We start from the raw sequence: 24,771 nt of genomic DNA on the forward strand, positions 1-24,771 counted from the left end.
AAACCAAAATGAAAACCTTATTAAAAAATATAAGCATTGCCATCTTATTTTTGGTTGTTCTTACTTCCTGTATGGAGGAGGAATTCCTGAAAGAAGTCCCCCTTGATTTCTACAGCACGGATAACTCCTTTGTGACCTATGAAAATTATCAAGCGGCATTGGTGGATATTTATGCACAGGTCAGGGACATGAAGTTTAATCCAGGGGAAATTGGATATGCCCACCTCTATGGGACCGACATGATGTTTAATGCGAGGAGAACAAGCGACGGCCTCAGATTTGGGAACTATGTCGTTGCGCTCAACCCAACGAGCAGTATTCCGGCATACCATTGGGACAGGCTTTACAAAATCGTCACCAGTGCCAACAGCATCATTGAGCGGCTTGAAGAAAACACGGTTTTGACGGATGAACAGAAGGTCCAGGTTGATGCCGAAGCAAGGTTTTTTAGGGCCTTGGGGTACAGAAATCTGATGTACCTTTTTGGTGGCGTCCCATTGCTTCTCAATGAAGTCACCTCCCCAAAGACTGATTTTACGCGTGCTTCGAGAGAAGAAGTGGTCAATCAAATCGTGTCTGACTTGCAGGTTGCCGCCGCCAATCTTCCCGAAATAAACGAGGTGGAAGATGGACGGATTTCGAACCTTGTTGCTAATCATTATCTGGCTGAATTGTACATAGTTCAGGGAAAATGGGAAGAAGCTATCGCTGCGGCTTCCATAGTTATTGATGACCCTGGTACCGCTTTAATGACATCTCGTTTCGGGTCCCTTGCCAACCAGCCAGGCGATGTATTCTATGATCTTTTCAGAGTGGGTAATCAAAATAGATCCGGTGGAAATACAGAAGCGCTTTGGGTGGCTCAATTTGAAGTGGATATTCTGGGTGGAGTGCTGACCTCTACCGGATTGGGCGGGAATATTTTCGAGCGGGTGCATGCACCGGCAGTTTTTACGCTGACGGATCCTGACGGAAAGACTGCATCTTTGGGGTCCAGATCCAATTTGAATTCCGGAGGCAGAGGCGTTTCTTTTATGAGGCCGACTTCCTATATGGAACAGTTCGTTTGGAAAGAAGATTTCGAAGGGGACATGCGAAACTCTGAGTACAATTATGTCCGGGACTTTATCTATGATGATCCCAGATCCGCATGGTTTGACTCCAGTGCCGTGAAATACCCGGGCAAAAACCTGGTGGCTGAGAGCTGGAGATGGTATCCCTGGATTTCTAAAGTGACTACGCCCGGACAACATCCTGCAAATTTGATTGCCAATTCTGATACGGGTTTGCTCACCAATGGTGCGGGATCAACTTATAGCGATCAGTATTACCTGAGATTGGCGGAAACTTACCTGATCAGAGCCGAGGCTTTTCTCGGAAAAGGCGACCTCCAGAGTGCGGCAAACGACATCAATCAATTAAGAACCAGAGCAAACGCAAAACCTGTCTTGGCAGGGGAGGTGACCATAGATTACATTCTGGACGAAAGGGCCAGAGAATTATCTTTTGAAGAAGATCGGAGACTGACACTCGCGAGGCTGAATAAAGTCGTCGAACGCGTAAGAAAATACAATGACCTGAGTGGACCGACAATCTTGGATCATCACGGACTTTGGCCAATTCCAGCCCGGGAAATTGAGGCGAACATCAACGGAAACCTCGAACAGAATCCGGGATATTAACAAAGTATTGGGTTTATGTCAATTATAAAGGGGGAAGAAATTCTCCCTTTTTTTTAGCTTACCAAATGTTTTCGCTGGTATTGTTGGGGCGTGATTCCTAGTGAATTCTTGAAGACCCGGTTGAAATAGGAGATATTTTTGAAGCCGCATTCGTAGCCAATCCCGGATATGTTCAAATCCTCATGCAACAGTAGGCGGCATGCGTAGCCTATACGAACTTCGTTTAAAAACTGGGTAAAAGTCTTCAAAGTAGTGGATTTAAAATATCGGCAGAAAGCGGTTTCGTTCATGTTGGCGATATCAGCCGCTTCCTTGAGCGTGATGTCCTCCATGAAATTGTTCATAATAAAATCATGGACCTTGTTGATTCGGTTGGAACCTTTCGACTGGTAGGAATCCACAAATCCAACGCTTGAAAGTTTCCGGTATTCCTTCGTCTTTGCAATGAAATACAATATCTGAATGAATTCCAGAAGCTTCTCTCCGCCTTCCATGGCAACCAGCTTTACCAACCGTCCGGAGACAATGTCCCTAGTTTCCCCCAAGATCTGCAAGCCTTGATTGGAATCTTCCAGAAGCTCCTGAACGGAGATCATTTCAGGGAGTGAAAAAAAGTCCTTTCCGGCAAAATCTTTAGTGAATTGGGTCAGAATCAGTTCTGCCTGAATTTCTGGGACACCTTCATAATAGATTTTATCCGATCGCCATACATGGGGGAGGTTGGAACCCACCAATACCAAGTCACCGCTAGAAAAGGATTCAATGCTGTCTCCGATAAACCGGGTTCCACTGCCGTGCAAAACATGTAAAAATTCAAGTTCTGAATGGTTGTGCCAGATATCGTAGGTATGGTTCACGCTGAATTTCCCGATATAGAATGACTGCTCAAACGATCGGGTATTTTTCTTCAGAAAAAGCGGTAGCATCGGTTCCTGGATTTGGGTTTCTTGTTGTATTGGTTGAAATATGTCCAATTCTTGCCAAACAATGAAAAATATTCTTTCAAAATGGTAAAATAATACTACTTCTCGCAAAATCCGGAGAATTCCCTTTTCTAAATCCACCCTACTTTAGCAATGCTAACCTCCTGACAGAATTGTGGTAAGGGCGTTACGATTAACCGCTTTCTTGTTTCGATAGACCCAAAATCAATGAAAAACATATTCTTCTTGTTGCTGCTATTTATGGGCAGTAGGCAGCTTTTTGGACAGGCAATAGACACTTCTCCGGACCGGGTATGGACACCCTTAAGAATAGATTTTGAAAAAATAGGAACGATTAAACCACGGTCAACCCATGAAATCAAATCATCCCGAATCACCGTGGGATGTGAAACCATCGACAGGGATTTGGTGATCTGGGACAATTACAAAGGATACTTGGCACCTTTGGGCGTTAAGAAAATACGGCTTCAGGCCGGATGGGCAAAGTGTGAAAAAGTAAAAGGAGAATACGACTGGGAATGGCTTGATGAAATCATCGACTATGCCGTGGCAAACAATCTTGAACCCTGGCTTCAGCCTTCTTATGGAAACCCAATCTATGAAGGCGGAGGGGGAAAAGGCCTGCTCAACTCACTGATGACTTCGCAAGAGGCCTATGAGGCTTGGGACAGATGGGTGGCTGCTCTGGTCACGAGGTATCAGGATCGGGTGACCGAGTGGGAGATATGGAATGAGCCGGATCACCCTATGCAGGAAATCAGTCCTGAGACTACTGCCCAATTAAATATCAGAACAGCTGAAATCATCAAGTCCATCCAACCCGATGCTGAAATCGCGGGATTGGCTTTTGCCTCAAACAGCGATAAAGAATACCTGGATCGGTTTCTGAAAGTCATTTCAGACGAGGGCAAGCTGGATCTTTTCCATTGGATCTCTTACCATAGTTACACGATGCGGCCGGAGGATGCCTACTCTGACAATCGGGTATTCGGACTGAAGAAAGTGATTGATCAATATGATTCTACCCTACTGTTGCGTCAGGGTGAAAACGGTGCACCTTCCACTTACATTCCAAGTTTTGCTTTGTCCGAATACTATTGGACAGAATACACTCAGGCAAAATACAATATGAGAAGGCTGTTGGGTGATTTGGGAAATAATGTCGAAACATCGGTTTTTACCATAATCGATATTTATTGCAAGCCGGTGCTCAATACCAAGGGACTGATTCAATCGGACATTACCCAGGCAGCCGTCCGGCCCAAGGTGGCCTATTATGCCGTGCAAAACCTCGCTTCGATTTTTGACGATGAATTGGTCCTTCAGCCTGATGCCGCCTATGTTTCCAAATCCGATTTTGAAATGTCGGTGTACTGCTACTGGGATTCGGAGAATGAAACACCCCTAGTCGCACTTTGGATGGATGGTCAAGAGGTCACCAATTCCTTTGAAACCCAAAAAGCCGACCTTTCATTTCCGGGCTTGGAGTTTACTGAACCGGTTTGGGTGGATCTGATCACGGGAAAAGTTTTTGAAATTGATGCTTCTAGCTGGTCGAAAACGGAGTCGGGCACAAACTTCCAAATACCACTCTACGATTCTCCGGTACTGATCGCAGAAAAGTCCGGAATTAACTTGCAGTAAACCTAGCTTAGAATATACGCTTAGAATCAGTTTGGGAATAGGCTTTCACGAGCTATTCCTTCCCACACCCAATACCTAAATCCTTGATGGAGAAGTTACAAGCCTTAGATTACTATTCGTTTTTGATTTACATGCTCTTGATGGCGGGGGTAGGAGTGTTTTTTGGATGGTTTGTGAAAGACATCTCCCAGTATTTCAAAGGCGGGAATACCATTCCATGGCTGATTGGTGCAATCAGCAATTACATGGGCTTGTTTAGTTCATTTGTTTTTGTGGCGCATGCGGGCATTGCTTATCAGTACGGGCTGTTTGGAGTCATTATTCTTTGGAGTACGGTTTTTCCCTGTCTTATCGCCGCTAAATTTCTTGGTAAAAGATGGCGTAGGTCAGGTATAATTACTCCTGTGGAATACCTCGAAACGAGATTCAATTCCGGTGTCAGGCAGACTTTCAGCTGGATAGGATTGGGCATCAGGTTTTTGGATAATATGGTCAGGTTGTATGCCATCGGTATCTTTATAACCACCGCCACCTCGTTTTCTTTCTTCGAAGCTATTCTGATTTCCGGTTTTGTGATTACCGCATTTACCATAGTTGGCGGGGTGTGGGCAGTGGTGGTGATGGATACGCTGCAGTTTGTGATCCTGATTTTTGCCTCACTCTTGCTGGTTCCCCTTGCTTTGGATGCTGCTGGCGGGCTATCCAATCTGGTGGATAGCCATCCGCAACATTTCAACCTGCTCAATGGTCCCAATGCCACGCCATTGTGGATACTGGTTTATTACCTGCTGATCAGTCTGAAGTATAATGCCAATTGGGTGTTTATCCAGCGTTTTTACAGCGTTAAAGATGAGTCTTCCTCCCAAAAGCTGGGATATTTCACGGCGGCTTTGTTTTTTGTTTTTCCCATTTTCTTCCTGATACCTGCTATAGCTGCTCAGGAGATTTTGCCTGGACTCGACAATCCTGAAATGGCCTACGTTGGTGTTGCCGTCAAATTGCTTCCATCGGGATTGATGGGGCTGATGTTGGCAGCCATATTTTCCGCCACCATGTCTTCGCTCAACTCGGAGTTTAATGTCATGTCCGGAGTTTTGACCAGTGATATCTATAAGCGGCTGGTGAAAAGAGACGGTAGTGAACGACATTACATCTGGGTAGCGAGACTGAATATTGTTCTCGTGGGAATCGTGGCCACTACCGGGGCCTTGTTTGTAGGAAGATTGGGAGGGGCTTTTGAAGCCAACAAACTCCTGACTGGGATATTTTCCATCCCTCTTGCCATTCCCCTGATTTTCGGCATTCTTTCCAAAAGGCCAAGACCGATAGGTGCTATTGCCACGGTAGTTGTGGGGATTTTCCTAGGGCTGATTCTCAATGGAATGTCCGGAATAAGTTGGGAAATGGCAACCTTGATTGAAATCACCGTCTGCTTTGCCATATTCTTCGGATCAGGATTTTTTGTCTCCAAAAGCAGGGAATACATTGACCGGGTCAATGCCTTTTTCCTATTGCTGAGGACCCCCTTGACCAAGGATGAAATCCCCGTCATTTCCCCGGATTTTTTGCATGTCTTGTTTTTGGTATTTGTCGCCGCTTTGGCGATAAGCGGGGCATTGATCCTGGGAATGGCTCTCCTTTCCATCGGTACCATGGGTAGTGACATCGCCCTGGTAGGATCGGTTTTCCTTTTGGTGCTTTCTGCCATCCTGTTCTTTTTCTCTAGGAGATTCAAACCTAAAAACAAATCTATAGCATGAGTGAATTCATCCATCCCAACTGGCTGATCAGGAATAAAATAGGAGAACATCTTTTTCATAAGGTGGCTTCCGTTCTGCCTGTAATTGATTATCATAACCATATTAATCCGGGACTTTTGGCTGCCAACAGGAATTTCGAAAATCTAACGGATGTCTGGATTTCCGAGGATCCTTACAAGCATCGTGCAATGCGTATCGCAGGGATTCCCGAAGCCGGGATTACGGGCGTTTCTACGGCAAAAGAAAAGTTTGATAAATGGGCCCAGACACTTCCGAAGACTTTGGGAAATCCGCTTTACCATTGGAGTGCCCTGGAACTGAAACGTGTTTTTGGAATCGATGAATTGTTGACTCCTTCCAACGCCGATAAAATTTGGAACCAATGCAACGAACTTCTACAACAGGCGCGGTTTTCTCCATCGGGAATTGTGGAAGGCTACGGCACCGAGATGTTGGTGACCTCGGATGATTTGCTTGATGAGCTGAAATCCCATCAGGAGTTAGAGGTTTCCCAACGTTCGTTTAAGGTGCTCCCTTCATTGCGGGCGGATTCGATACTTGATTTCAACAACCCGATATTTCGGGAATGGATCACCTCGCTTTCCGCAAAAACGTCCGTTTCAATTCATTCACTTGAAGATTTTCAGGGCGCTATAAGCCAAAGACTGGATTTCTTCAACGAGAATGGTTGCATCTTTTCGGATCATGCCGTCGATTCTGGCTTCAGGTTTTTTCCCACAGACCAGTCGGAGGCAGCCGGATTGTTTAACTCCCTGCTTTCCGGGGATTTACTGGAACCCAAAAGCCTGCTAAAGCTCAGATCTTATCTGATGCATTTTCTGGGTCTGGAATACGCGCGCAGGGGTTGGATCATGCAGCTGCACATCGGTGCCCAGCGCCAGACCAGTGTCCGTCTACGCCATTTGGCTGGGGCTGCGGGAGGATTTGCCAGTATAGGCAAAGCCTGTGACATCAATTCAATCGCACTTTTCTTGAATGGCATGGAGCAAGTTGGGTTACTGCCTGAAACGATACTGTATACGCTCAATCCTGCGGATAATGCCGCGCTGGCAAGTCTTACTGGTTCCTTTGCCGAGGATGGTGTGGTAGGGAAGATCCAGTTTGGCCCTGCTTGGTGGTACAACGACCATTACGCCGGAATCCGAAAACATCTCAACGACATTTCAGCCTACGGCCTTCTCAGCACCTTTATCGGTATGACTACCGATTCGAGAAGTATTCTTTCGCTCTCCCGTCATGAATACTTCCGGCGAATTCTTTGTGATCAGATCGGGGCATGGGTAGGGGAGGGAAAGCTTCCTGATGACCGCGAATTGCTTACCCAACTGATTGCGGATATCTCCTACAACAACATTAAAAACAGAGTCCAAAACAGAAAAACTATATGGCAGTCCTAGACAAAAACAAAAAGATCGCAGTAGTGACAGGTGCGGGTGGGACCTTGTGTTCTGCCATGGCTCTTGCTTTGGCGCAGCAGGGAATCGCAGTAGCCTTGTTGGGAAGGGATTTGGGAAAGCTGGAAGATGTAAGGGAAAAGATACTTCTCAATGAAGGCTTTGCGATTGCCATTAGCACGGATGTGACCAGTGAACGTGAAGTTTTGGCCGCCAATGATCTGATCCTAAGGCAGATGGGAGTGCCAAGTATACTTATCAACGGAGCAGGGGGAAATCAAGCTGCTGCGGTGACTGACTTCACTACCTATGAACCTGAGGAATTGACCGAAGAAACGGAGAGGACCCGGGGCTTTCTGAATATGGATCTAAAGGTCTTTGAGTCGGTCCTCCAGACCAACACCATGGGGACGGTGATCCCCTGTCAGATTTTCGGAAAGGAAATGGCGAAAAAAGGTGGAGGCGCGATCATCAATATCGCCTCGATGAACAGCTTTCGCCCATTATCGAGGGTGGGAGCTTACGGGATGGCCAAAGCCGGCATCGCCAATTTTACGCAATGGCTGGCTTCTTATTTAGCTCCCGCAAATATCCGTGTCAATGCCATAGCACCGGGATTTTTTGTCAATGACCGAAGTAGGAGAATTCTGTTTACCGAGGATGGTTCCTATTCCGAGAGAGGAAACAGCATTTTACGGCAGACGCCTTTGAAGCGCTTTGGTGATGCAAGTGAACTGATCGGTTGTATGAACTGGCTGGTCAGTGAGGAAAATGCAGGATTTGTAACCGGAACTGTGATTCCGGTTGATGGGGGATTCTTGGCCAATTCCGGGATATGATGAACTGGATTAGACTAACGGGCTTGATTTTGTGGCTTTCCGGATCTGTCTTGGCACAGGAAGGATTTCCTTTGATTGGAAAAATCAAGCCAAGAAACGCCAATGAAATCGAGGCTTCAAACTGGCTGATTGGTTGTGAAACACTAGACCGGGATTTCACTGACTATGATGAATACAAATCCTACCTGAATCCGCTTGGTATCAAGCGCCTAAGGATGCAGGCAGGCTGGGCCAAAACGGAGAAAGTCAAAGGCCAATACGACTGGGCTTGGCTCGATCATATCGTTGACGATGCCAACGCACGAGGACTGGAGCCCTGGCTGCAGTTCTCCTATGGGAATAGCATCTATGAAGGAGGCGGTGGGATTAATCTTGCCGCGGGTGTACCGCATTCGGAGGAGGCCTTGGAAGCGTGGGATCGCTGGGTGGAGGCTTTGGTCATGCGATACAAGGATAAAGTAATCAACTGGGAAATCTGGAATGAACCCAACTTCGGCGACAACCTGGAAAACACCGCTGAAAAAGCAGCCGCTTTGAATAGCAGGACAATAAAGATTGTCAAACGAATTCAGCCGGAATCCATTGTTTCGGGCTTGGCTTTCGGACACATTGACCTGGAATACGCGGACCGGTTTTTTATGGCCCTTGATCAAGCCGGTACGCTTTCCCTTTTTGACAATATGACTTACCATGACTATGTCTATAATCCTGACGAACACTACCCCAAAGTCATGCGCTTGAAGGATATTCTGGAAAAATACAATACCGTGATTAAGTTGAGACAAGGTGAAAACGGTGCACCGTCGTCTGGGGGATTTGGCCGGGGTGCGATAGGGGATTACGACTGGACGGAACTTTCTCAGGCAAAATGGAATACCAGAAGGATGTTGGGGGATCTCGGACACGATGTCGAATCGAGTGTGTTTTCCATTATTGACATGGCTTATACCGCCGGCCCGATAAAGCGACTCAACGTCAAGGGGCTAATCATGTCCGATTCTACCAAGAAGGCTATCCGGCCAAAGATGGCCTACTACGCAGTCCAGCACGTTGCTGCAATCTTTGATAATTCTCTGGAGCGAATCGTAAATATCAAACAGACGCATAACCGAAATTATGTGCCTGAAAGCAAACTGGATATTGCTGTTACAAAGGGGACCGACCGATCATTTGCCATCTATGGCTACAGACATGTCGATTCTGACTTGCAACTCTACACGATCTGGAACAGCGATCAGATACCGAACAATAGTATGGAGAAAAGGGAACTGGACTTCAGCTTCGCCAACGGCCACTTCCTTGACCCGGTGTATGTCGACATCATCTCTGGTGATGTCCATGAAATCCCCAAGGAAAATTGGAGTAGGGAAGGGGAAAAGTTTGTGTTCAAAAATATTCCAGTCTTTGACGGCCCGATTCTGATCGCCGACAAAAGCCTGATCCCAATCATGCAAAATTGATTATTCAACCAAAAAACAGAAAATTATGAGCGTCGAAAACTATAGAAAGGAAGTGGGGATGATGAATCTTGAGAAGCTGATCGAAGTCCGAGAAACCATTTCGAGCGTATCGTTTCCCGTTTCGGATGAAGAGTTGCTTTCCCGATATGAAAAGATTTATACGGGAGCCATCAATGATGTCCTGAGGGAGTTTACGCTGCTTGATCAGGCTCTTCCCATACGCATCAAAGCTTTGAGGGAATATCGTACGGTAGCGGGTTTTGCTTTTACCGTCAAGAGTTCCACCAGTACCCGTGTCAGTGGAGAGATGGAGTTTCGGACCAAGATGCTCGATGAAATGCATCCCAATGCTTTTGTGATCTATGACACCAGCGGCGATGAAGAATCCACTTCTTGGGGAGGCGTCATGACAGCGACTGCCAAGGGGAAGGGCGTAAAAGCAGCATGTATTGACGGGGGAATCCGCGATACCCATCAGATTTTGGAAGCTGATTTCCCGGTTTTTTACAAATACAGATCTTCTAACGGAAGTTTGGGAAGATGTCTGATCACCGACTATCAGGTTCCCATCCAAATAGGAAAGTGTTTTATCAAACCGGGAGATGTCGTCATGGGCGACGTGGACGGAGTTTTGGTCGTGCCAAGGGGAATCGCCTATGATGTGCTGGTAAGGGCGGAAGAAATCAAGGAGAATGAGAAGAAGATCTTTGGGTGGGTGAATGAAGGGCAGACCGCTCAGGAGATATCGGACAAAGGCGGCTATTTTTGAGGTAACGGTATGAAGTTTTCAATGCTATTACCGGCAAAAATCGACGAGAAAAAGTGGACACTTGCCAAGCAGATTGGTGTGGATTATGCCATCACCAAAGCAGCTCCGGAGTTGACAGGTGAATTGCCTCCCTATGATTTTGGGACATTAAAAACGATCAAGACCAACTTCCAAAACAAAGGCCTTCAATTGATCGGCTTGGAGGGAGACCAGTTTGACATGTCCTCGATTAAGCTTGGCCTACCGGACCGGGATCAATGGATTGAGAAGTACATCCTTATGCTTCAAAACATGGGTAAGTTGGAAATTCCCCTGCTCTGCTACAATTTCATGGCAAGTATTGGATGGTTTCGTACCCGTGTTGATATTCTGGAGCGGGGAGGAGCGCTGGTAAGTGGTTTTTACTCGGAGGATGTAGCCGGTCAGCTGGTAGAAGAACGTCTTCGGGTATCTGAAGAAAAACTCTGGGACAACCTTTTTTATTTTTTGGACGCGGTATTACCGGAAGCTAAATCGGCAGGGGTTAAAATGGCCCTTCATCCGGATGACCCTCCCGTCAGTTCTTTGAAAGGTGTCGCGAGGATTCTGACCTCCGCATTGGCTTTTGAAACGGTGTGGGACAAATTTCCATCGGAAAGTAACGCCATCACCTTTTGCCAGGCCTCTTTTCTTTCGATGGGTGAAAATGTTGCAGAGCTGGCTGAAAGATGGCTTGCTCAGGAGCGAATTGCTTTTTTACACATCAGGGACATAGCAGGCGACAAAAACAGTTTCAGAGAAACCTTCCATGATAATGGACCAACGGACATGGTCAAGATGTTCCGCATTTATGGAAAAGGTGGATTTACCGGTCCAATAAGGCCTGACCACGCACCGGCTATGTATGGTGAAACACAGCACTCCTTCGGGGGAAGCACTACCGTGGGCTACGAAATAACAGGGAAAATTTTTGCGGTCGGGTATATGAGAGGGATTTTGGAGGCGGTCAAAACTGAGGGTTAAGAATATCCTCAAAGTTCTTGTTTGACTTCAGTTATTAAAATCCCTTTCCCATTTTAATTGCCTATTTGGTTCCAAGCCTTTCATTTTTGGCTTCAAGTATTAATTCTTTGATCGCAACCTGATCGATGTCTGCTATTTGTTTAATTTTCAAATGACGAAGAAGTGCGCCAGAACCCTTGAGAAGCCTGTTTTTGTCAGACAAAATCGCTCCTCTAAAGAAACCGAGATTGACACTGTCCTTGAAAGGTGCGATGTAAATAATCAGGTCTTTATCGGATCTGCTCTCCCCGGTTCCATAACTTACATTTTTCCAACCTTCATACAGGATTTCCTCGGCATCAGGAAGAAGTTCCAAGGCTAATTTCCTTACCTGGAGAAAAATACCCTGAACTTTTGGATCATATTGATTTATAAATTCTTCAATAGTCACAATGATCTGTTTTTATCATTTTAATAGCGTCAATTTCCGTTCCCGATCAAATAGCTGATATTATATCTTAATTATTTCCAGCAGCTCTCCCTCATATTCCTTCAAAAGCTCAATTTCAAAACCCTTGGTGGCAAGATCATTTCCCGTCATGTCAGCTATAGGTTTGCCATCATGGGTCAGTATTTGATATACTGCTGTGGGGTCAAGGTATTTGACCAAAATTCGCCTTTTTGAGTCTACAGAACCATGTCTGAAAACCCCGACGATTCCCCCGCTTTTTGTTTCGGTATTGATCCGCTGAAATCCATCCCATTGTCCCTCCATTGGCTCACCAAATCCATATAAATCCTGTCTATAGCTCATAAATCCATGTTTTTCTTCCATGGCTTGTAGCCAATCCGCATAAGCACGATACTTTTTGAGATCTTCCAAATTCAATTGTCTCGGATCTCCCAGCATGATTGGTAGTGCCCCTGCAATGGACTTAATGTGCATTTCCCAACCCTTGTCCTGCATTTGTGGATTACCGATGACCAAAGCTGTTGCAGGCATTGCTGGAGATCTCCACCAAGCCATGTTTCTGACCCGCATGTCTGTTTTTTCGCCATTTGTACCTTCAAAGTTGGACATCCAGTTGCCTTCTGCATGCTTGAGCATCGCAAAATCAATAAGCTGTAAACCTCCCATCGCCTCAAAAGTGCAATCAATGAACAAGTCAGGCTTTGCAGCATGCAGTTCGTCGAAAAGCTCCCACATCCGCTCATAGTTTGTGTACATGGATTCATGATGGTCCCCGTGATGGTCATGGTCTGTTGCATAGCAGCCTGAGATTTCGGGGTTAAAAACATAGGCACTCGTTACCACGGCAAAGTCAAGTTTGAGGTATTCCAGACCATAATCCAAGCTCAATTCCAACAGGATATCCTTAATGTAATCCTTCCAGCCTGTGCTGAAGCAGGCGGACCTGATTTCTGAATTATCATCTTCGACATGTAGATTGCTAAATTCACCGTCCTTTCCTTTCACAAACCACTCCGGATGCTCATGGTAAACTTTGCTGTCAGGCGCTGCGCTGCCTACACTGATCCATAATCCAGGTTTCATACCCAGCGATTTGATGTAGTCAAAAACAGGCTTGAGTCCATTTGGGAATTTGGTTTTGTCTATTCCCCAATCTCCGTAATTGTTTTGCCAGCCATCATCGATCACAAACTCCTTCATCCCGGCAGCAGCGGCCGCATCGGCCAATTCCATGATCAGCTTTTCATTGATGTCCTTTTTGAAGGGATTCCAGGTGTTGTACACAAAAGTTGGTTTTTCTTCCAATTCCGAAAGCCTGATTCCCATATGTTTCCTTACAAAATCCGGAACTGTTAAATTGAGAATATCATGGGGTTCTCTTTGGTTATTGTAAACCATGCTGAATACCTGTGGCGTTTCAAAAGACTCTTGGGGTTTGATCCATTTCCGGAATGGGAATCTGGCATTTTTGTGCGTAAGTCCTGCGGATATTTCAGGGGATTCCCAAAAAACCGATGTTCTTTTCAATACTCCCGTGGCTTCATTTCCAATTAGGATTCCCGCTTCCCAATCCATATTGTGCACGATCAGCAAGGCATCCTGCATATTTCCTTCATAAGGGCCAATAGATCTTCGCCGGCCATAATCACTGTAAATCCAACTAAAAGTCGATGGTTGATAGCTAGTGACCGAAAATCGTTCCACATCGACAGCTTCCAAGGCTGATTCATCAATGCCCAGATTTGTTACAATCAGGCTTTTTCTGATGACAGGGAGGTTGGGGTAGAGAAGGAACTTGATAGCAACCTGAAGTTTACCATCGCCGCTTTGAAGAGAAACTACAGCACCATTTCCTTCAAGCGAATCTTTGGCTGCTTCGATATTGAGTAGTTTCCAATCGCTCTTTCCAGAATATTTTTCACCCCCAAATTCAAATTGAAAATCAAGATTGTTTGAAGTGAAATAGGAGAATTTCCCTTCAAGGGGTTTATAGGATGTAGTGATAAAATTTCCTCTGCTGGATGGGAGGGCAATAGTTCTCTCGACCACACCATTGTTCAAAATCAATTCACTATCAGTCCATTTGGCGAATTGAGCTCTGGATTCAAGGCAAAAAAAGAAGGCTATAAAAATGATTGGCAAAAGCTTTTTCATTTTACGGAGGGTTAATATTTAAAATTCTGTTTCCGTTGAAGTATCCACACTAAACAGATGGGAATATCGCTTTTTGAATAAATTCATCATCCACATATTTACGTCCCATTGAGAGGCTAGTGGCTCTCCACTTTCAGGATGATTTATCAGATAGGGAGGAGCGCCGAACTCCGGTGTCACGGTGAAGAATTCCTTTTCTTTGTTCACCTTGATTAGTCGATCCCACCACTCTAAATGGAAGTTTAAAGCCGATCCCCAATCCGGAACACGAGGGTCTGGCACCTGAGGACCTTCGGTATATCCAACTCTTGCATGAAGATGTGCTGTTGATCCAATGGCTTTATTCACAGCCTCTTTTTGATCCTGCAAGAATGATTCAGCTGTCACACACCAATGGGAAATGTCCAGTGTGATTTTCAGATCAGGTAGTCGGTCTAGGTATTCTTTGGTAATGTGGGCTGCAAAACTCCATTTGCCCCGATGGGTTTCATGGATGATGGGAACACCTGTTTCTATTGCGATTTCATTTGCCAAATTGAACAATTCACAATTTTGGTCAAAAGTATAATAGTCCTTACCGGTCTGGGAATTAATGAACAGGGGATTTGTGGAGGCCAGATTTCGGAGTCGCTTTTCAAAATTATGACGATGAAGTTTCGGATCCTTATCCACTGTTTCCCAATGTTGCGCGATGAGTTTCAGCCCCAATGAATCAATGAGTTTAGCCTTTTCATTTCTTTCTTTTTCGTTCAAAGGAAAACTCATTTCAACCCCATCGTATCCTGCATTTTTCGCCTGCTGCAGAAACTGCTCAAAAGGCATGGTTTCAGAACCCCAAAGCGGACAGAAATACAGCAAATTCATAAGTATTGGTAATTGAGGATTTTCATGATAAGTGTTTTTTGATTAACTGAATCTCAATCTCTTCAAGGGACTTTCCTTTGGTTTCAGGAATGTTCTTTTTCACAAAAAGAAAATAGACAAAACAAATCCCCGCATGGATGGCGAAGGTCCCAAATAATCCAAACTGTGACTTCAATATCGGAAAAGAGGCTGTGGTAAAGAAGTTGGCAATCCAAAGACACAAAGTTGCCAAGGCCATGGAGTTGCTTCTGATACGATTGGGAAAAATTTCCGATAGAATTACCCAAGTCACTGGACCCAGAGTGGCGGAATAAATGCCAATGAATCCCAAAACAAAGATTAAAATTAGCAAACCCGGAGCTTCTATAAAAAAGCAAAATGCCAATGCCAGCGCGTCGAGACAAAGCAAAACTGAACCGTAAAGAAGCAGTTTCCTTCTTCCGATTTTATCGATGAAATAGATGGCAAAAAAGGTGAAAATGAAATTAACCAGTCCGATGATTACCGATTGAAAAAATGCTGCCTCAGTAGCCACACCAGCCTGCTGGAAAATGACCGGAGCAAAGGAAAAAATCGAATTTTGCCCTCCAGCTTGTGAGAATATGGCAACCATGGCTCCAATGAATACGATGTGTCTCACATCCATTTTGAAAAGGTCAGCAAGGCTTTCCCTTACCTCTGACAAAAAGCTGTTTTGTATGTTGCGTGCCTCGGTTTCCCCATATTCCTTTCCCCCGATTTTGGATAACACTGCTTGGGCTCTGGTAGGAATACCCTTCTTAATAAGCCATCTTGGGCTTTCTGGAATGAGAAATAGCCCGAAGAAAAACAGCGTCGCAGGAATAGCCTGAGAGGAAAACATCCAGCGCCAGTTGTTGATTCCAGAATCAAGGAGAAGGTAATTGGAAAAATAAGCCAGTAATAAGCCGGATACAATTGCGAGTTGGTAAAATGAGACCAGCCGTCCCCGCATCGGAGCAGGAGCAACCTCTGCGATATACATCGGACAGACCAAGGCCGCTATCCCCACCGCTATTCCGCTTGACAATCTCGCAATGATAAACCAAGTAAAATCACCTGCCCAGCCTGTCGCTACTCCGGTGACTGCGAAAAGAAATGAACAGAATAGCAGTACTTTTTTTCTTCCTATGGCGGCACTGAGTTTTCCTGCTGCCAAAGCTCCAACTGCAGCACCCAGATTGATGCAACCTACTGCCCATCCCGTAGCAGCTTCGCTGAGTCCGAAATGCTCTGTAAAAAATGGTACTGTACCAGAAATGATGACTAAGTCAAATCCAAACAGGATTCCTCCCAAGGCTACAACTGCGCTGATTAGGTAGACAAATTTCCGGTTATACTTGATTTTTGTTTCTGGGTAGACTTGAGAATGCGATAGTATGATTGCCATTTATGAAGTGAAGGTTATTTGATAGGTAGAGGCTATCGATTAAGAACGGTGTGCCACATTGAGCGTAGTCGAAATGTAGTTTTCTACTAAAAGGAAATGGCCTTCGTACTGCCCAACTCACGTGGGTCAGGTCAGGCTGACACCGAATTGCATTTTGAGACAGCCTCTCTGGTTTTTGGGTTTACTTAAGTACTGAAAGCAAATGTTAGTAAGACTTTTAGGAGGATTTTACCTCTTTTTCCCATCCGGTTTCTTTCAGGGCAGGGTCATTTTCCTTTTTCAAAAAGTCAGCTGAAGAAAGCGAATCTGTCTCCCAAGTCAGAATCGCCTCATCAGGCACTACGTCCACGGGAGTTTTCCAGGAAGTCGAGGTTTCGTTGTATGCCAGGTTAGACTGGGAACTGTAGCAGGAAATGATGGACCATCTCGGATGATCAGAAAGGTTAGCTTCTGATCTGTGAAGTAGGTTACTATGAAAAAACAGGGCGTCACCGGGCTGGATCTCGCAGTAAACCAACTCCATGGTTTTGAGGGCATTTTCGACCATCACTAAGTCTGCGCCGACTTGTTCGCCGGAAAAACCATGATTGACTCTGCCCAATTTATGGGACCCTTTGATGACCTGGAGGCATCCGTTTTCTTTTGTTGCTTCAGTCAAGGCAACCATGACGCTGATCAATTGATCCGGAAACATAAACTGGTTTTTGTACCAGTATCCATAGTCCTGATGCCATTCCCATGCACCGCCGACTTTTGGCTCTTTTTGCATGAGTTTGGAGTGAAAGTGGCAAACCGGTGCATCACTGTCCAGCAATTGAGCCACGGAATTGATCATTTTCTTACTTCTCGTCAAGTAGCCAAACACGTCATTTCCAGGCTTAAACCACAGCGAAAGTTTCGTTTTCTTTCCAGAAAGGTCATTAAGGTCGAGCGCATTTTTCCTCATTGCATCGTCCTCAATTGCTGTACGATACATTTTTGTGACTTCCTCTTTTGAACAAAAACCTTTGATCAGGATATAACCATCTCTGTTGAAATCAGCTACTTGGTTTGATGTAAGTTTGGGATCGTTCATGGTTCTTTGTTTAATAATGGAAAATTACCGTTCATCCTTCAGGGGCACTACATTGTTTTTGCTTTAAAATGATACTTTTTATTCATCATATTCTTATTTTTGGCTTGATCCATATCAAAATAAGTAGATTTTGAAAGCCGTATTAGAGCATTTACCTCCAGAACCTGAGGAATCCTTTGTGGTCAAGGCTTTTGAATATCCTTTTTTCCCAACTCCATGGCATTTTCATCCCGAGTACGAAATTGTCCTGGTACAGGAGAGCTCCGGAAAGCGTTTTATCGGGGACTCGATTTCCGATTTTTATGCAGGTGATTTGGCATTCATTGGACCAGATCTTCCTCATTTATACCGGAATGATGATTCCTATTACGAAAATGATAAAGCAAGTTCAAAAGCTGCAAAATCCATTGTGGTTCACTTTCTTGAAAAATCCCTCGGCCCAAATTTTCACACTCTTCCGGAAGCCAAGAATATCAATATCCTGTTTGCCAGATCCCAACTTGGATTGGACATTCATGGTCACACCAAAACGGAATGCATTGAAATGCTTCAAAAGATGCTTTCACTCAAAGGTTTGCCACGCTGGATAAAACTGATTGAAATTCTGCTATTGCTATCCGAATCCACAGAACTCACACCCATTTCCCAGTCTTATATGGTGGGGAAAAATGAAGCTGAATCTGTCCGGATGAACAGGATTTTTGAATTTGTAATGCACAATTTCAAAAATGAAATCTGCATCGGTGAAGTGGCTGATCTGGTGAATCTATCTCCCAATTCCTTTTCAAGATATTTTAGCCAGCGGACCCGAAAGTCCTTTATCAATTTCGTCAATGAAGTGAGGCTTAACCATGCGACCAAACTACTTCAGGAGAATACCAAAAGTGTGGCAGAGATCTGTTTTGAATGCGGATTTAATAATCTTTCCAATTTCAACCGTCAATTCAAGAACAAATACCAGATTAATCCTTTGGCTTACAATAGGCAATTTCACAAGTAATTTATTTCTAGAAGCTGAAAGAAATAAAATGCCCGAATTGAAATTCAATCCGGGCAAGTTGGTAAATAACCCATTAACTATCTATTTGATCTCATAAATCCTGAGTGAGATTAAGGTTGTTTTATGCTGGTTTTAAAACTCAAAAGCTCCTAAATCCCATGTGTCCGCTCCTCTGTTTTTGCCATTGAAATCCGTGGTAAATAGCGGCGAACCATCAGGTAATTTGAATGGGACTCCTTTTCCAATGGCTGGGGATGCTGCCTGAAGGCTGAAATCCTTGGCGCCAATAGTTGAAAACAATGGATCTGCCTGTACATCAGCGGCAGTCAAATTTGCCTGACTGAAATTGTTTTCTCCACCAGCCCAACCTGGCTTGAAATCAAAATAGAGATTATTGGAGATTACATGTGGTGCTGCAATGTTATGAAAAATGGAGAATCTATAATTGGCCGTCTTGTTATAGAAGATGTTGTTTACAATTTGAATATTTTCATTCAGCCCATTTTGGCTGAAGTTTGCAATATCTCCAGCAAAACCTGCTTGGCCATTGTTATATAAAGTGTTGTTTACAATATAGATATTGCTAAATCTTCCATTTCCGATGTTCTGAAAAAGTACACCGGATCTCGTGTTCTCCGACAATAAATTGTTGTATAAATAAGTATCTTTCAAATGTCCTCCCAGTTCTCCTGCCACGGACAACCCGCCACCGCTTCGTTCTACTTTGTTGCTGTATACACGGATATTATAAGATTCATGACTACCTGCGTCCACATAGATGCCCACACGTGCAATATCGTGGATGTAATTGTAGGAAATCTCTCCGTTGAAGCATCCGCCTTTGGCATCAATTCCTTCGCCACCTTCACCTTGGAGAGGCACATCCCATATCTCATTGTGGCTAATCAGGAAATTGTCAGTTCTTCCTACTGTGATACACTCTTGGGTTCCATTCCCGGCCGCATCTCTTTCCTGGCCTTGACAGGCTCTTCGAATCTTGTTGTTTGTGATTTCAATAAATGAGGATACTCTGGCGTAGATTCCGGAGGCAATAGTATTGTCTGTAGAAAGGCTGTCAAACTTGATGTGCTTAGTCTGATCAGCACTGAACCCATACCACACACCGTTAGTAGCTGAAAGACCTTTTATAGTAATATGTTCAGCATCAGTGATTTTCAACAGACTTTCCCATTGAGAACCTTCATTTTTTCCATCGAGAATTACTGTCTGACCCGGAATATTTCTGATCAAGGTTGGCTTTTGGGCAGTTCCGCTAGCCGATCCGGTAATTGAAACCTTTTCGTAATAGGTGCCTCCTGCGATTAGGACAGTATCACCTCCAGAGATGTTATCCACGGCTTTTTGAATGGTTTTCCAAGGGGTCAAAGGGTTGTTTGCCTGTTTTGGAGTTCTGCTGTCGTCGCCATCAGGCGAAACAAAAAATCGCGTTGAAGTAAGTTTTGCTCCACCCACCCCTGGCGGTATCTTGTCAAAGTCCGGAAAATAAGAACACGCGGAAAATAGTAAGGCAAATAAAATAATGGCTGTGAATTGTTTGTTGATTTGCATAGTGCAAGTTGTTTTAGGTTATTGATAGATTGAATATTCTTTTGGATTTTTGGTTAGAGGGCATAGTTATCCCATCTATTAATTGTTATTTAATTTTTAAAGTAAGAGATAGATGAAAAATAAAATCGATTAAATGATTTTAGTAGGTGGCTTTCTTGAGTCTGTTGTAAAGTGATTGGCTATTTGTTTTGTCAAAAATTCGGAATATAATCTTGTGCAGAACTTTCTGCATTAGTTCTTTTGATTATCATAAACAATCACGAACTCCACGCTTGCATTTTTGTTGAGATGGATCTCTTTTTTGCAAATACTTCCTTCAGAATCTGTAAGAGTCAATTCATACTTTCCGAAAAATCCCCTGAAGTCCACTTGGCCATTTTGATCAGATGTTAATTGTAGCCCTTTTGTCATCCAATCTTCTTTGATCAATTTTTTCAACCGGTGGTAGACTGGCTTTGGATTGAAATCCCGATCGATTAATCCCCCGCTTTTTAGCCAAATGAACCGATCGGACAATCCCCACCAATGGATGGAAGCCATGGCAGGATGGCCAAACGCCAGTGTATAAAACTGTTCGGCAAATTCTGCCTGGGCTTCTTCAGTCCAAACCCCTTCTCTCCATCCCGTGATTGTTTTTCCGGAAGACTGGGGCGTGAATTCGGTAATGTGGAGAGGTAAACCTAGCTCCTGGAATTTATCAAAAGTTGCAACAAGCTCTACTGGGGAAAACCACATTTCCCTCGGTTCATGCCCCTGAATGCCAATCCCGGTGACCGGAACTTCTCTTTGAAGTAATTCCGTGATGAGGTTAAAATACTTCTCCCTGATCTCCGGTTTGGCAATGGTATAGAACTCGTTGATTATAAAATCACCATCAGGATTTGCTTCATAGGCCCAGCGATAGGAATTTTCTACCCAAGGGATAGTCTGATTCAGGGTGATTCCATCCACCTTATACCTGATCCCATCGTCGATTTTATTCTGACCTCCGACTGTGTCCAGCAGTGCCAATTCCCAGGGAATTGTTGTGACCGGTTCATTGATAACATCCCATGAAGTGATTTGATCCCGGAATCCACCCACCAGATTTTTGATCCGGGCTTCATAGAGTTGAGTGGCTTCCTCGGGAGAATAGTGATACAACCATTCTGGAGTACCCGCATCGTGGGTCCAGCCAAGGGTATGTCCCTTAGGAACCACGCCACTTGCAAAACACCAGTCCAGCTTTTCCTGAAGTTTTTCCCACTCCGGTTTTCCTTGCTGAGGTTCGTAGGGAGCCCACTTTACAGTCAATTCGGTGAAATTGAAAAGCCCGGTAAACATCTCGGTGAACTTGGTACGCTCTGAATCAGTCAATTCAGGACGGAATACTTCCTCGCTCAAATTTCCAAACAGAAAATCGTGCGAAATCTGATTGATTTCGATTTTCATATTGCTTTCAGGTTCGCCTTGTGCATTCAGCACAGTAATCTGAGCATTTCCTTTCCTGTGTTTTTCAATATTGGACTTGGCTTCCAACAACAGCTTTTCTTCGATTTGTCTTTTGTTCTCCTCCTGAGAAAAACAAAGAAGTGCCGGCACAAAACATATCAGGAACATAACTCCGGTTCTCGCTTTAAGAACCGGATTTATCCTTTTACTTTCATCAATGACAAGGTTCTCAGTTCTTGAATTTTTACCGGTGAAAAGTCTACCCATCACACTAACTCGTCAACACTTTCCACCCGTTTTTTGTAGATATCGCTTACCTGGTCCATCCCTTTCTTTAGGTATCCTTGAGCAGTTGGATATTCCGTCCAGATGTTTCGAAGTGAATCTGTAATCTGATTTCCGGTGGTTTCTTCGATTTCGAAAATCCAGTCGTTGAAACCCAAATCATAGTACATATTTCCTTTGATTGTATCTTCCGGCTGCCGGAGGTAGAAGAAAGGTGTTCCGTTTACAGCTGCGATGATAGGGGAGTGGCATTCGAAACTCAGGACTGCCAGTGCTTTTTCGTAAACTGATGCTGCCTCGTCGGGAAACCAATAGCCTCGTTTCACCACATGGGGTTTTATTTCTTCCGGTAGCGGATCGATCAGCAACTCATCCATGATGTCCACTTGGTAGGTCATCTCCGGGCAAACCAGGATTTTATTTCCCGTCTCCTTGACATAGGCAATCATAGCCGCCCGGAGCTTGGCATGATCTTCTTCCTTCTTAGCGGCATTGACAGTCTCGACTTCCTTGATTTTTTCATCAGTCCAGCCGTTGTTGTTAGCGTTAAATTGATGGTAGGGGGTGTAGCGCAGCCTGGGAATCACGCAAATGAATTTTTTCTCTTCCAGACCTTTTTCGGACATGAAGTTGCCAGCCAGTGAGTCATTCTTGATATCCATGAAAAAGGTGGCATCGGGCGCAAACTGAATGTGGTCGCCTTCAATTCCCACTTTCTTTAGATGTTCAATGGAAAGTGTTTCCCTGGTATAAATGAAGCTTGCCTTTTTGAGAATACTTTGGTGGTACTCGCTCGGACTTTGAAGTGTGGTGCCAAAAACGCCAAAAGGTTTATCGGTATTTTTCATCCAAAATGCCAGATTATCAGCGCCTACCAATAGCGGGCCAGATCCGTGAACCATCAAATCGGCCTGTTGTAAAGCGTCTAAAATTTCCGGATTGTCCACGTTTTTATCCTGGTCCACACTTCCGTAAAGAATTTCCACTTTTGGGAAATTCTTCTTCAGGAGTTCCCCGACCTCGGTTCCTTTGCTTCTTTTCCAAAGAATGATTTTTGCTTCAGGCAGGTAGGTTTGGAAAACATTCAATAGGCCCGGGGTATGGGCGATATCACCGATGTTGACGTCTTGCCAGCCGGATACCAGCAAGATGGTTTTGGCGGATTTTACTTTCTGGGAAAAACCGGAAAAGGGATTAATGATACCGGCCAAAACCACTAGTCCGGCGTTTTTTATAAGTTCTCGTCTGGATAGATTTTTCATGTAGTTTTCAGAATAGAGTAATCAGGCATGCAGCCAGGGCATGCCTGAAAAGTGAAATAAGCGATATTAGGCGCCGGGATAACCTGGATTTTGTGGGATCTCAACCTGATTGTTGGCGTCAATAAATGCCTGGGGGATCGGCCACACCTCGTTAAAAGGCTGTATAGTGCTTTGGGACCTGGCATTGTATTTTTTGGTTCTTTCGTACAGCTTGTTGAGTCTCGTCAATGTTCGTCTTCTCGGTTCCTCTATGATCAACTCCCTGGCTCTTTCGTCCAAAATAAAATCCAGCGTAACGTCCTCTGCAGCGATCGGATACGCATTGGCCCGCTGACGAACCACATTTAGATCTGCAGCTGCGAGAGCTAAATTTCCTTTGTGTAAGTAGGCTTCGGCCCGCAGCAAATAGGTCTCCGCCAAGCGCATTCTGATCTTGTCATTGGAAGTTCTTCCCGAATTGGCTCCTGCGGGATATTCTCCTTCGACCTTCCTGATCATCGGAAAAAACACCCGGAGCGTATCGACGGCGATTGTACTGGGACTGCCGTCTGGCTTGGCCGCATAGAGCTTTCCGTCTGATCCCTTGACGGTCTTGTACTCTTGTCCAAAAAGACTGGAGGCAGGATTATTCACAAACCACTTTCTGCGAATGTTGAACTGGGAGTTTCTCATATCATTTGCATCATCCCAAATCTGATAATGGAAGTAATCCGTTCCTCGATTTCCTCCCTGGGATCTCCCTAGACTGTCAGAAACGAGCAGCGCATTTTTGTTGTTCAAATCCTTTGCATCCTCAAACTTGGGACCCCACCAACGGACATGGGTATTTTCCATCTCGCCTCCCCCCGGAGTTCCAAACTCAAATTGAATAACCCAAATCGTTTCCAGGTTTCCCGAAGCCCGATTCTGTTGGTTTGTCCAAAACAAGTCGGAAAATACATCCCCTGGACGGCTGAGATTTCCAAATCTTTCAGTCATCAGTTTGTACTCGCCTGCGGAACCGTCTATAACATCAGATGCTGCTTCAATAGATTTGTCGTAATAGGAATTATCTCCTGTTTCCTGACCCAAACTGATATATACTTCAGACAACAGATGGAGCCCTGCAGCTTTGTAAATCCTGCCATTGGAAGAAGAATTGGTTACGATGGGCAGATGAAGCACTGCAAATTCCAAGTCTTCCTTGATGAAATTCAATACTTCCAACCGAGTGGCTCTTGAAAAATCAAAGCGGGGCTGAACCAGTTCCTCATCTATAATAGGTACTCCGCCGAATAGATTGACCAGCGCGTTATAAGTGTAAGCTCTGAAGAATTTTGCCTCGGCCAGTATTTTGTTCTTTTCCTCTTCAGTCCATTTTACTTCAGGATTTTCGGCTCTTGTAATGATCAGGTTGCTGACCTTGATCATCTTGGTGTAAGCCCAATTCCACATGGCGTTTATTTCTCCCGACTGAGCATTGATCAACGTATAGTCGGAAAAGAATCTGCCATCAGGAACTCCACTCATACTTACATCAGTCCCATTGCTCATGGCATCCGGTCTGTCTTCAAAGTTCTCTTCCCGGGCGAACCTGTGAAGGGAAACGATATAAGCTTCAAAGCCCGCGTAGTCAACAAGCGAGTTTTCTGGGCTAAATCGGTCAAGAGGTTCTTCTTCCAAAAACTCGCTGTTGCAACCAACCAGGAGAAGAAGTGCAAACAGATTCACCAGGATTAATTTTATATAATCAGTTGTCTTTTTCATGTCAAAGTGTC

The 24,771-nt window shown here is 44.6% G+C and carries 19 protein-coding genes; 9 read left to right on the top strand and 10 right to left on the bottom strand.

Annotation, left to right across the window (positions count from 1 at the left end; translation table 11 throughout):
• Nucleotides 1–8: 8 nt before the first annotated feature.
• Nucleotides 9–1,682 (top strand): RagB/SusD family nutrient uptake outer membrane protein, encoded by a 1,674-nt coding sequence (locus tag J0A67_RS04295; protein ID WP_206568032.1) that lies wholly within the window; start codon nucleotides 9–11, stop codon nucleotides 1,680–1,682.
• A gap of 53 nt (nucleotides 1,683–1,735) precedes the next feature.
• Here the strand turns inward: J0A67_RS04295 and J0A67_RS04300 are convergent, their stop codons facing one another.
• Entirely contained in the window at nucleotides 1,736–2,608 is an 873-nt protein-coding gene (locus J0A67_RS04300; protein ID WP_206568033.1) for an AraC family transcriptional regulator, read from the bottom strand.
• A gap of 225 nt (nucleotides 2,609–2,833) precedes the next feature.
• Here J0A67_RS04300 and J0A67_RS04305 point away from each other — a divergent pair, with 225 nt between their 5' ends.
• From J0A67_RS04305 to J0A67_RS04335, 7 genes are all read left to right on the top strand, one after another.
• Nucleotides 2,834–4,270, top strand: coding sequence for a GH39 family glycosyl hydrolase (locus J0A67_RS04305; protein WP_206568034.1), 1,437 nt, complete (start codon nucleotides 2,834–2,836; stop codon nucleotides 4,268–4,270).
• 86 nt (nucleotides 4,271–4,356) lie between these two features.
• Nucleotides 4,357–6,030, top strand: coding sequence for a sodium:solute symporter family transporter (locus J0A67_RS04310; protein WP_241265060.1), 1,674 nt, complete (start codon nucleotides 4,357–4,359; stop codon nucleotides 6,028–6,030).
• Entirely contained in the window at nucleotides 6,027–7,448 is a 1,422-nt protein-coding gene (gene uxaC / locus J0A67_RS04315; protein ID WP_206568035.1) for a glucuronate isomerase, read from the top strand. Before J0A67_RS04310 ends, uxaC begins: the two co-directional genes overlap by 4 nt.
• Nucleotides 7,436–8,284, top strand: a complete 849-nt coding sequence (locus J0A67_RS04320; RefSeq protein ID WP_206568036.1) for an SDR family NAD(P)-dependent oxidoreductase — start codon at nucleotides 7,436–7,438, stop codon at nucleotides 8,282–8,284. The genes uxaC and J0A67_RS04320 overlap by 13 nt, the downstream gene beginning before the upstream one ends.
• Complete coding sequence (locus J0A67_RS04325) at nucleotides 8,284–9,744, top strand: glycoside hydrolase 5 family protein (RefSeq protein ID WP_206568037.1); 1,461 nt, start codon at nucleotides 8,284–8,286, stop codon at nucleotides 9,742–9,744. The genes J0A67_RS04320 and J0A67_RS04325 overlap by 1 nt, the downstream gene beginning before the upstream one ends.
• Nucleotides 9,745–9,769: 25 nt before the next feature.
• Entirely contained in the window at nucleotides 9,770–10,513 is a 744-nt protein-coding gene (locus tag J0A67_RS04330) for an RraA family protein (protein WP_206568038.1), read from the top strand.
• Between the two features lie 21 nt (nucleotides 10,514–10,534).
• A complete protein-coding gene (locus J0A67_RS04335; RefSeq protein WP_206568039.1) occupies nucleotides 10,535–11,515 on the top strand; it encodes a mannonate dehydratase in 981 nt (326 codons plus the stop codon).
• A 61-nt stretch (nucleotides 11,516–11,576) separates the two neighbouring features.
• On the opposite strand, the gene J0A67_RS04340 is transcribed toward J0A67_RS04335, so the two are convergent.
• From J0A67_RS04340 to J0A67_RS04360, 5 genes are all read right to left on the bottom strand, one after another.
• Nucleotides 11,577–11,945: a DUF1801 domain-containing protein gene (locus tag J0A67_RS04340; RefSeq protein ID WP_206568040.1), complete on the bottom strand. Its 369-nt coding sequence runs from the start codon at nucleotides 11,943–11,945 to the stop codon at nucleotides 11,577–11,579.
• 60 nt (nucleotides 11,946–12,005) lie between these two features.
• A complete protein-coding gene (locus J0A67_RS04345; RefSeq protein ID WP_206568041.1) occupies nucleotides 12,006–14,120 on the bottom strand; it encodes a glycoside hydrolase family 36 protein in 2,115 nt (704 codons plus the stop codon).
• Nucleotides 14,121–14,138: 18 nt separating this feature from the next.
• Nucleotides 14,139–14,984, bottom strand: a complete 846-nt coding sequence (locus J0A67_RS04350) for a sugar phosphate isomerase/epimerase family protein (protein ID WP_206568042.1) — start codon at nucleotides 14,982–14,984, stop codon at nucleotides 14,139–14,141.
• 22 nt (nucleotides 14,985–15,006) lie between these two features.
• The gene (locus J0A67_RS04355) at nucleotides 15,007–16,392 is read right to left on the bottom strand and encodes a sugar porter family MFS transporter (RefSeq protein ID WP_206568043.1); all 1,386 of its coding nucleotides are present in this window, start codon (nucleotides 16,390–16,392) and stop codon (nucleotides 15,007–15,009) included.
• A gap of 217 nt (nucleotides 16,393–16,609) precedes the next feature.
• Nucleotides 16,610–17,467, bottom strand: coding sequence for a phytanoyl-CoA dioxygenase family protein (locus J0A67_RS04360; protein WP_206568044.1), 858 nt, complete (start codon nucleotides 17,465–17,467; stop codon nucleotides 16,610–16,612).
• A gap of 130 nt (nucleotides 17,468–17,597) precedes the next feature.
• Between J0A67_RS04360 and J0A67_RS04365 the strand changes: the two genes are divergently transcribed.
• Nucleotides 17,598–18,467 carry an AraC family transcriptional regulator gene (locus tag J0A67_RS04365; protein WP_206568045.1) on the top strand — a complete coding sequence of 290 codons (870 nt, stop codon included), beginning with the start codon at nucleotides 17,598–17,600 and terminating at the stop codon, nucleotides 18,465–18,467.
• A 132-nt stretch (nucleotides 18,468–18,599) separates the two neighbouring features.
• On the opposite strand, the gene J0A67_RS04370 is transcribed toward J0A67_RS04365, so the two are convergent.
• The 4 genes from J0A67_RS04370 to J0A67_RS04385 all read right to left on the bottom strand — a co-directional run bounded on the left by J0A67_RS04370 (nucleotide 18,600) and on the right by J0A67_RS04385 (nucleotide 24,760).
• On the bottom strand, nucleotides 18,600–20,036 hold the full coding sequence (locus J0A67_RS04370) for a right-handed parallel beta-helix repeat-containing protein (protein ID WP_498366370.1): 1,437 nt from the start codon (nucleotides 20,034–20,036) through the stop codon (nucleotides 18,600–18,602).
• A 231-nt stretch (nucleotides 20,037–20,267) separates the two neighbouring features.
• Nucleotides 20,268–21,635, bottom strand: a complete 1,368-nt coding sequence (locus J0A67_RS04375) for an endo-1,4-beta-xylanase (RefSeq protein ID WP_206568047.1) — start codon at nucleotides 21,633–21,635, stop codon at nucleotides 20,268–20,270.
• A gap of 98 nt (nucleotides 21,636–21,733) precedes the next feature.
• On the bottom strand, nucleotides 21,734–23,014 hold the full coding sequence (locus J0A67_RS04380; protein ID WP_206568048.1) for a polysaccharide pyruvyl transferase family protein: 1,281 nt from the start codon (nucleotides 23,012–23,014) through the stop codon (nucleotides 21,734–21,736).
• A gap of 66 nt (nucleotides 23,015–23,080) precedes the next feature.
• The gene (locus tag J0A67_RS04385) at nucleotides 23,081–24,760 is read right to left on the bottom strand and encodes a RagB/SusD family nutrient uptake outer membrane protein (RefSeq protein ID WP_206568049.1); all 1,680 of its coding nucleotides are present in this window, start codon (nucleotides 24,758–24,760) and stop codon (nucleotides 23,081–23,083) included.
• Nucleotides 24,761–24,771 lie beyond the last annotated feature (11 nt).

The organism is Algoriphagus aestuariicola, assembly GCF_017254835.1.
Lineage (GTDB): Bacteria > Bacteroidota > Bacteroidia > Cytophagales > Cyclobacteriaceae > Algoriphagus > Algoriphagus aestuariicola.

Coding starts and splice junctions, on each gene's coding strand:
- J0A67_RS04295 (WP_206568032.1), top strand. CDS start 9: ATGAAAACCTTATTAAAAAATATAAGCATTGCCATCTTATTTTTGGTT.
- J0A67_RS04300 (WP_206568033.1), bottom strand. CDS start 2,608: ATGCTACCGCTTTTTCTGAAGAAAAATACCCGATCGTTTGAGCAGTCA.
- J0A67_RS04305 (WP_206568034.1), top strand. CDS start 2,834: ATGAAAAACATATTCTTCTTGTTGCTGCTATTTATGGGCAGTAGGCAG.
- J0A67_RS04310 (WP_241265060.1), top strand. CDS start 4,357: ATGGAGAAGTTACAAGCCTTAGATTACTATTCGTTTTTGATTTACATG.
- uxaC (WP_206568035.1), top strand. CDS start 6,027: ATGAGTGAATTCATCCATCCCAACTGGCTGATCAGGAATAAAATAGGA.
- J0A67_RS04320 (WP_206568036.1), top strand. CDS start 7,436: ATGGCAGTCCTAGACAAAAACAAAAAGATCGCAGTAGTGACAGGTGCG.
- J0A67_RS04325 (WP_206568037.1), top strand. CDS start 8,284: ATGAACTGGATTAGACTAACGGGCTTGATTTTGTGGCTTTCCGGATCT.
- J0A67_RS04330 (WP_206568038.1), top strand. CDS start 9,770: ATGAGCGTCGAAAACTATAGAAAGGAAGTGGGGATGATGAATCTTGAG.
- J0A67_RS04335 (WP_206568039.1), top strand. CDS start 10,535: ATGCTATTACCGGCAAAAATCGACGAGAAAAAGTGGACACTTGCCAAG.
- J0A67_RS04345 (WP_206568041.1), bottom strand. CDS start 14,120: ATGAAAAAGCTTTTGCCAATCATTTTTATAGCCTTCTTTTTTTGCCTT.
- J0A67_RS04350 (WP_206568042.1), bottom strand. CDS start 14,984: ATGAATTTGCTGTATTTCTGTCCGCTTTGGGGTTCTGAAACCATGCCT.
- J0A67_RS04355 (WP_206568043.1), bottom strand. CDS start 16,392: ATGGCAATCATACTATCGCATTCTCAAGTCTACCCAGAAACAAAAATC.
- J0A67_RS04360 (WP_206568044.1), bottom strand. CDS start 17,467: ATGAACGATCCCAAACTTACATCAAACCAAGTAGCTGATTTCAACAGA.
- J0A67_RS04370 (WP_498366370.1), bottom strand. CDS start 20,036: ATGCAAATCAACAAACAATTCACAGCCATTATTTTATTTGCCTTACTA.
- J0A67_RS04375 (WP_206568047.1), bottom strand. CDS start 21,635: ATGTTCCTGATATGTTTTGTGCCGGCACTTCTTTGTTTTTCTCAGGAG.
- J0A67_RS04380 (WP_206568048.1), bottom strand. CDS start 23,014: ATGAAAAATCTATCCAGACGAGAACTTATAAAAAACGCCGGACTAGTG.
- J0A67_RS04385 (WP_206568049.1), bottom strand. CDS start 24,760: ATGAAAAAGACAACTGATTATATAAAATTAATCCTGGTGAATCTGTTT.